The 7,414-nt window shown below is 72.0% G+C and carries 6 protein-coding genes and 1 pseudogene; 5 read left to right on the top strand and 2 right to left on the bottom strand.

The genetic code is table 11. The annotated features are described in order from the left end of the window. Positions 1-58: 58 nt before the first annotated feature. The 5 genes and pseudogenes from J0695_RS28010 to J0695_RS27990 all read left to right on the top strand — a co-directional run. Positions 59-682 (top strand): annotated as a pseudogene (locus J0695_RS28010) (restriction endonuclease subunit S domain-containing protein); the annotation flags it as partial. A gap of 96 nt (positions 683-778) precedes the next feature. Next, positions 779-1,339 carry a hypothetical protein gene (locus J0695_RS28005; protein ID WP_206966561.1) on the top strand — a complete coding sequence of 187 codons (561 nt, stop codon included), beginning with the start codon at positions 779-781 and terminating at the stop codon, positions 1,337-1,339. A 59-nt stretch (positions 1,340-1,398) separates the two neighbouring features. Continuing rightward, positions 1,399-2,916 carry a serine/threonine-protein kinase gene (locus J0695_RS28000; protein WP_206966563.1) on the top strand — a complete coding sequence of 506 codons (1,518 nt, stop codon included), beginning with the start codon at positions 1,399-1,401 and terminating at the stop codon, positions 2,914-2,916. A gap of 148 nt (positions 2,917-3,064) precedes the next feature. Beyond that, positions 3,065-3,907, top strand: coding sequence for a glycoside hydrolase domain-containing protein (locus J0695_RS27995; RefSeq protein ID WP_242553285.1), 843 nt, complete (start codon positions 3,065-3,067; stop codon positions 3,905-3,907). An 11-nt stretch (positions 3,908-3,918) separates the two neighbouring features. Then, positions 3,919-4,362: a hypothetical protein gene (locus J0695_RS27990; protein WP_206966558.1), complete on the top strand. Its 444-nt coding sequence runs from the start codon at positions 3,919-3,921 to the stop codon at positions 4,360-4,362. Positions 4,363-4,416: 54 nt separating this feature from the next. On the opposite strand, the gene J0695_RS27985 is transcribed toward J0695_RS27990, so the two are convergent. Both J0695_RS27985 and J0695_RS27980 read right to left on the bottom strand, forming a co-directional pair. Continuing rightward, on the bottom strand, positions 4,417-5,304 hold the full coding sequence (locus J0695_RS27985) for a class I SAM-dependent methyltransferase (RefSeq protein WP_242553284.1): 888 nt from the start codon (positions 5,302-5,304) through the stop codon (positions 4,417-4,419). Between the two features lie 110 nt (positions 5,305-5,414). Further along, positions 5,415-7,414: YfhO family protein (locus tag J0695_RS27980; protein ID WP_206966554.1), on the bottom strand; the 2,000-nt coding region annotated here is incomplete at its 5' end.

Below are 7,414 nucleotides of genomic sequence, written 5' to 3'. Positions count from 1 at the left end.
GTGAGTTCGGCGGTGCGCCGCAGCGTGTCGGCCAGCTTCTCCCGTACGACATCGAGCGCTGCGGCGCACCGCCGAACTCACCCCGCCGCCCGCAGGTCCCGCGACGCAGCCCGTACGCAGGCCGCTCACCACCGTCGGCGAACTCGCCCGCGCAGGAGCCTTGTTGCTGCGGGCCGGCGGAGTCGGGGCGTCGCCCGACGGCGGCGGTCCCGTCCTCACCGAGCACGACGTCCTCGCGGGCACCGGGCCTTCCGGCACCCTGCCCGAGGGCCCCGCCGAGGATCCGGTCCGTACGGAGGCGGGCGATGTGGTCGTGCCCGTGCTCGGCGGCGGATCGGTGGCCCGGGTCGTCGACGAGGCCACCGCGGGCGCCGCGCTGGGCCGCAATCTGCATCTGCTGCGGCCCGACCCCGCCGCGCTCGACCCGTGGTTCCTCGCCGGATTCCTGCGCGGCACCGCCAACCACCGGCAGGCCAGCAGCTACGCGTCGACCTCCACCCGGCTCGACGTCCGCCGCCTCCAGCTGCCGCGGCTGCCGCTCGCCGAACAGCAGCAGTACGGCGGCCGCTTCCGTGACCTGGCCCGTTTCGAGGACGCGCTGAGGACGGCGGGACGGCTGGGCGAACAGCTGGTGCAGGGGCTCTACGACGGTCTGACGGACGGCACGGTCACGCCGGAGTAACGCGTTGCACAACGGTTCCGTACAACCCTGGGACCGCTGTCAGTGTCGGTGTATACGCTCGAAACTCTCACGTTCGGTACGTCCCCAGGAGCAGCCATGTACGGCCCGGCGCCGTCCATCGACAACGGCAACAGCGGTGTGCGCATCCTCGTACGGGTGCTCCTGACCGCCTGCGCGCTGCTGACGATCGGGATCCTCTCCTGCGTACCGCTCTTCCGGATCGCGGCTCTGCGCCGCCGCTGGTGGGACTGGGTGCTCGCCTCCGTCGGCCTGGTGCTCGGCATCGGCTGCTTCGCGGCCGTCGGCGAACTGCCGGAGGAGAGCGGCTGGTCGGACGCGGCGCTGGCGGTGCTCCTGCTGCTGGGCGTGGGCAGTGCGACGTACTTCCTGATCGTGGACATCCAGCACCCGCACCGCCCCCGCCCACAGGCCGCTCCCGCACCGCACTTCAGCCAGAAGTCGACGCTCGGGCAGTACGGGCCGTATCAGCCGTACGCGCAGACGGTGCCCACCCAGGTACCCGTCGTGCCGGTCCCGCCGCCCCAGCATCAGCAGCCCGTGCCGCCGCCCCGAATAGACCAGGTCCGCGCCGAGCTCGACGAGCTCAGCGACCTCCTGCGCAAGAAGCCGGACGACCGCCCGGGACAGGGCCGTTGACCGGCGGACGCGTCATCGCGGAGCGCTACGAGCTGGCCACCCTCATCGGCCAGGGCGGTATGGGCCAGGTCTGGACGGCGTACGACCAGCGGCTCGACCGCCGGGTCGCCGTCAAACTGCTGCGCCCCGACCGGGTCGCGGGCGCGGCCGACGCCGACGAGCTGCGCCGCCGCTTCGTCCGCGAGTGCCGTGTCACCGCCCAGGTCGACCACCCCGGCCTCGTCACCGTCCATGACGCGGGAAGCGACAGCGACGATCTCTACCTCGTCATGCAGTACGTCGAGGGCGCCGACCTCGCCGACCACCTCGCCGAGCACGAGCCCTACCCCTGGCCGTGGGCCGTCACGATCGCCGCCCAGCTGTGCGCGGTGCTCTCCGCCGTGCACGCGGTGCCGATCGTCCACCGCGACCTCAAGCCCCGCAATGTGATGGTGAAGCCCGACGGCACCGTCACCGTCCTCGACCTGGGCGTCGCCTCCGTCCTGGACACCGACACCACCCGCCTCACCCACACAGGATCACCGATCGGCAGCCCCGCCTACATGTCGCCCGAGCAGGCGATGGGCGGCGCGGTCGGTCCGTACACCGATCTCTACGCTCTCGGCGTGCTCCTGCACGAACTCCTCAGCGGAGACGTGCCGTTCGCGGGATCGACGGCGCTCGGCGTGCTTCACCGCCACCTCTACGAGCCGCCCCAGCCGGTCCGCCAGATCAGGCCCGAGGTGCCCGTGCCGCTGGAAGCGCTCGTGCTGCGGCTGCTCTCCAAGGACCCCCAGCACCGGCCCGCCTCCGCCCAGGAGGTGTACGAACTCCTCGCCCCGCTGCTGCCCGTACGCGCCGTCCCCACAGGCCCTGCGGGCCCGCTCGACCCCACGCGCCCCTTCCTGCGCCCGCACGCCCCCTGGCCCGACCGCGTGGCGACACCGCCGCCCGCACAGCCCGCGACGCCGCCGTCGAACTTCCCCAAGCTCTCGGCTTCGCTCGAGCAGGGGAGACCCCATGCGGGCAGGCCCGATGTCGCGGGCGCCGTCGACGAGGTCAAGCAGCTGCTCGGCGAGGGCCGCATCACCCAGGCCGTGGACATCCTCGGCTCGATCCTCCCGGTCGCCGCCGAGGAACACGGCGAGAAGTCCCCGGTGGTCCGCATCCTGCGCAAGCAGTACGCGGCGACGCTCATGGACGACGGCCAGTACCGCCGCGCCCTGCCCGAGCTGCGCCGCCTCGCCGAGGACCGTGCGGCGGAGTCGGGCCTGGCCGACCCGCAGGCGCTGCAGTTCCGCTTCGACGCCGCCCAGTGCCTGGAACAGCTTGGCGAGGCGGTGGCCGCACTGGCCGAGTACCGAGCGATCCTCCCGTACTACGAGAACGCTTACGCGACGGGGAACGATCCCGCACGCGCCTTCGAAATCCGCCACCGGGCGGGCCACTTGCTGCTCGCGCTCGGCGACCACGCGACGGCGCAGCAGCAGTTGCAGTCCCTTCTGTACGACACCGAGCGCGCGTACGGACCGCACCACCCGCTCCCCGTAGAGCTGCGCCGGTCGCTGGAGAGGCACCACGAAATGCGGCGCACTTAGCGGTGGATGGCGCGGCGCGCGTGTAAAGGCCCGTACAAGAAGCCCTCAAGTTCGCATCCCGCCCCTGTTCTTCACTACTTCCACACCGGCACCATCAGCGTGATTCCGTGCCATGTCCCTGTCTGGAGCAGCCTTGTCCCAACACCGCATGTCGAAGAGACACCGCTACATCGCCTGGGCGGCCGGCGGCGTGACCGTCCTGCTGGGCGGCGCGGTGGCCGCGTACGCCACCGTGGCGACCCCCACGCTGCCCAACACGTCGGCCGCGGCCCGCCCCAAGCCGGCGATCTTCACCGGCAACGCCTTCGACACCTGCACCGCCCCCTCCCTGGCCGCGATGAAGGCCTGGCGCACGAGCTCCACCTACCGGGGCGCCGCCGTCTACATCGGCGGCAAGAACCGCGGCTGCGCGCAGCCCAATCTGACCGCGTCCTGGGTGAAGTCCGTGGACGCGGTGGGCTGGAAGCTCATACCGCTGTACGTCGGCGCCCAGCCGCCGTGCCAGTCCGGCACCCGCAACGAGAAGATGACCACGGCCAACGCCGCGTCGCTGGGCGCCACCGACGGCAACGACGCGATCGCCAAGGCGGCCGCGCTCAACATGAAGCCGGGCAGCGCGCTCTATCTCGACATGGAGTCGTACGACGTCACCAACACCGCCTGCAACAACGCGGTGATCGCGTACGTCAAGGCCTGGGACCACGCCCTGCACGCCAAGGGCTACTGGGCCGGCTTCTACGGCTTCTCCACCACCAGCGCCAAGGCCGTCGTCAACACGACGAACCACAGCGAGATCCCCGACGTGCTCTGGTACGCCCGCTACGACAACGTCAACTCCACCACCACGGGCTTCCCCTTCGACGCGAAGCGCTGGACGGGACACCGCCGCGGCCACCAGTACGCGGTCAACGCGAAGGTGAGCCACGGCGGATACACGCTCACGCTCGACCGTGACGCGTGGGACGCCCCCGTCGCCGTCGTCGCGAAGTAGGCGGCGCCCCGATGAACTCCAAACGAGCCCGCCAGGTCACCGAGGCGGCGACCGCGCAGCTTGTGCCCGGAGAGCGGATCCAGTTCACCGGACTGGCCAAGGCCGGTTCCGTATCGGTGAAACGGCGGGCGCTCACCACCGCCCTGGTGGGAGTGCTCAGTGCGGGCACGCTCATCGCCGTCGTGCAGCCGCGCCCGATGTACATGGCGCTGACGGATCAGCGCCTGATGTTCTTCGACGCCACCACCAGTGCGACGGGCAAGCCGGGCAAGCTCCTCATGTCGCTGCCGCGCCAACTGCTCAGCGTCGAACCGCTGAGCGGCGCGCTGCTGGGGCTCGGGCTCAAGACCGTGCTGTCGATACAGGGCGAGGAGCAAGGTCTGAAACTGACCTTCCCGCCCGCGTACAAGCGTGACGGCCGGGCTCTCGCGGCGCGGCTCCCGGTCACCGTCTGACGGCGGGCGGGCGAGCGGGGCGGGGAGCCCACCGGCCCCACCCCGCTTGCCCGTTCAGCGCGCCCGCAGGAACGCGGAGGTGGCGACCTGGCCGACCTTCTCCAGGCGGGTCTCGCCCGCCAGGTGCTTCTCCAGGGCCTCGCCGACGCCGGCCCAGCTGGGGTCCCCGCAGTCGTCGAGTACCACGATGCCGCCGGGCGCGACGATCTCCTCGACCCACTCCAGGTCGGCCGCGACGCCCTCGAAGGAGTGGTCGCCGTCCACGATGATCACGCCGTACTCGCGGTCGGCGGCCTGCGCCCGTACCTCGGCATCGCCGGAGAAGCCCTGCAGGATGCGGGCCTCCGCCCCCGGACGGCCGCCGCCCAGCAGCAGATTGGCCCGTACGACGTCCTCGCGCACCGGCGTCCCGGTCGGGTCGGACCAGGCGGCGGTGCCCGGCTGCAGCTGCGATCCCGCGAGCGGGTCGACGATGGTGAGGCGCGGCTCGATGCCCGAGCGGTGCAGCATCCGGCTCAGCGCGGCCGAGAACATCCCGTACAGCGTGCCGATCTCCAGGACGTCGGCGTTCGGCGGCTTGAGGAGCGGGATGGTGGCGAGCTTCCCGCAGATGTTGGAGGTGCCGCCGGCGAGACGGCCGACGCCCAGGGCCTCCAGGGCGACCACATTGCGGTACGCGACGGTGGCGTTGCGGCGCGCGAGGGCCTCGTTGACGACGACCTTCGTGATCTCGGTGACGAGGGAGTCCATCTGTGCGGCGTCGGGCATCCGGTGGATTCCGCGTCCGGTGGAGTCCACCAGCATCTTCAGGGCATAGCTGCTGCGGCGGATGGACTTCAGCTCGCTCTGGGCGGCGGACAGTTCGCCCTTGAGGGTGGTGAGCTCGCGCCGGACGTCGGCGGTGAGGGCCTTCTGGGCGCGCCGGACCAGCCGGGAACGCATGAGTGCTGACATCGTGAAATCGCTTCCGGCAAAGGGGAGTTGATGGCTCCGATGGGTGGCTGATCGGCGACCGTACGCCTTGTGCCCACTCTGTGGGCGACCTGTGCGCACTAGCCGGATGAACTCTTCGTGAGCGCCCGGCGGCGGGCGAGTGCGACCGGCAGCAGCCCGGTCGCGAGGAGTCCGGACAGGCCGAGCGCACCGGCCCACAGACCTGCGGTGAGTCCCGGCGGACGGAACGTGCAGCCGACCGAGGTGGTGGATCCGTCGAGGGGTACGGAGACCAGCCCCAGATAGGCGGTCGCGGGGCGGGCGGGCCCGTTCCCGGCCCGGCAGCTCCAGCCCTCGATGGCCGGCATCGCGAAGACCGCCGTGCCCTGCGACCCGGACGGCAGTTCGGCCCGTATCGAGGTGTCCGTGATCTGGACGGAGGTGGCGCCTGTCGTACGGAGGCGCTCGACGGCCGCCGTGAGCCGTGCGGTGTCCAGGCATCCGGTCAGCCCGTCGCGCGGCCCCCCGTGCACCGCCACTCCGCCGGGCGCCGTGCCCAGCGGCTGAAGCGCGGCGCGGCGGGCGGGGCGGCCGCCGCGCATCTGGGCCGCGTTCTTTCCGAGGACCGGGTTCGCGCCGAGGCTCGCCTCGCCGAAGTAGTCCGGCGCCCAGAAGAAGACCTCGGTGCCGGCCGGGCACTTCGTTCCGTGGCCGACCTGGGTGTAGACCCTGGAGCCGAGCAGCGCCTCCTGGTTGCGGAAGGGGGAGCCGTCGAAGCGGGGCCGCGACCCCGGCGGCCGTACGGTCACCAGCGGCGGGACCGTCTCCCTGCTCACCGTCGTCTCCCCGCCCTTCACCCAGTGCGCCCGCGCGCCGATGTCGAAGAGCGCGTCCGTGACCGGGTTGTCGAGACTCTGCAGATTGCGCCCGCGCGAGGTCCAGCCACCGCCGAGCGACTCCATGGTCCTGGTGAGGACGTCAGGGGTGAGGCTGCTGTAGTACGCGGCGCCCTGGCCGCCGATCAACAGGGGGTCGTTTCCCGTGAGTTGAGTGCGTCCCGGGTCCGTACGGTAGCCGGGCCAGCCGTCCGCGCCCGAGACCGCCGCCGCGCGCGCCGTATGGTCGTCGCCCCAGACCGGGTAGTCGTCGAGCCGCTGGACCCGCGCCCGGTCCCCGTACGCCACGGTCACCGCGGCCTGACCGACCAGGGCCGCCACGAGCAGCAGCGCGGCGATCCGGCCGAACCCGCGGTGGCGGCCGATCAGCAGCCCGGCCGCCGAGGCCACGAGCCCGGCGACGAAGACCGGATACGTCCAGTGCGAGACGAGCCCCTCGCTGAAGGCGGCCCCGGCGCCCGCCAGTACCAGCACCCCGCAGCCGCCGAGCAGCGCGCGCCGCCCCGGCAGTCCGTACGACAGACAGCTCCAGGCGGCGATCACCAGGACACCGCCGAGGACGAAGGTCTCGCGGTAGGGGCTGCCGTTGGGGGTGACGAAGGCGTGCCACATCAGATGGGTCGGCTTCCACTGCAGGGAGAGCGCGACGAGCAGGGCGAGCGCGGGCCAGGCCCACCGCTCGCGGGCGGGCGCCGGGCGGTGGAAGGGCAGGGTGCAGGCGAGGAGGAGGGCGCCGGAGCCGAGGAAGAGGGCGGGGGTGCCGAAGCTGTACGTGGCCGGGAGCAGCCGGGCGAGGAAGTCGGGCAGGCCGGCGGGGCGGAACTCCGTGGTCCGGCCGGGGAAGGCGTTCTTCGTCCCGAGATAGACGGTGAAGAGGAGAGGGGCGGCGAGCGCGATGCCGATCGCCACGGAGCGGGCGGCGCGCAGGAGTCCGCCCACTCGCTCTCGTACCTCCGGCTCCTCCAGCAGCAGCCGCACCACGAGCACCAGTGCGGCGCCGATGGTGGCCATGTACGCGGTGTAGAAGTTCGCAGTCCAGGCGAGGGCGACGACCAGGGGCGCAAGGACCGGGTGACGCCTGGTCCGCGCCCACTCGCCGACCAGGCAGAGAAGAGGGAAGGCGACGAGCCCGTCGAGCCACATCGTGTTGTACGTGGCCTCCAGGACCGACCAGCCGCAGAGCGCGTACGAGGCTCCGAGCACCCCGGCGAGCCACCGGTGGC

The sequence above is a fragment of the Streptomyces beijiangensis genome (genome assembly GCF_017315755.1).
Classification (GTDB): Bacteria; Actinomycetota; Actinomycetes; order Streptomycetales; family Streptomycetaceae; genus Streptomyces; species Streptomyces beijiangensis.
This window is presented reverse-complemented; position numbering and strand designations above follow the sequence as displayed.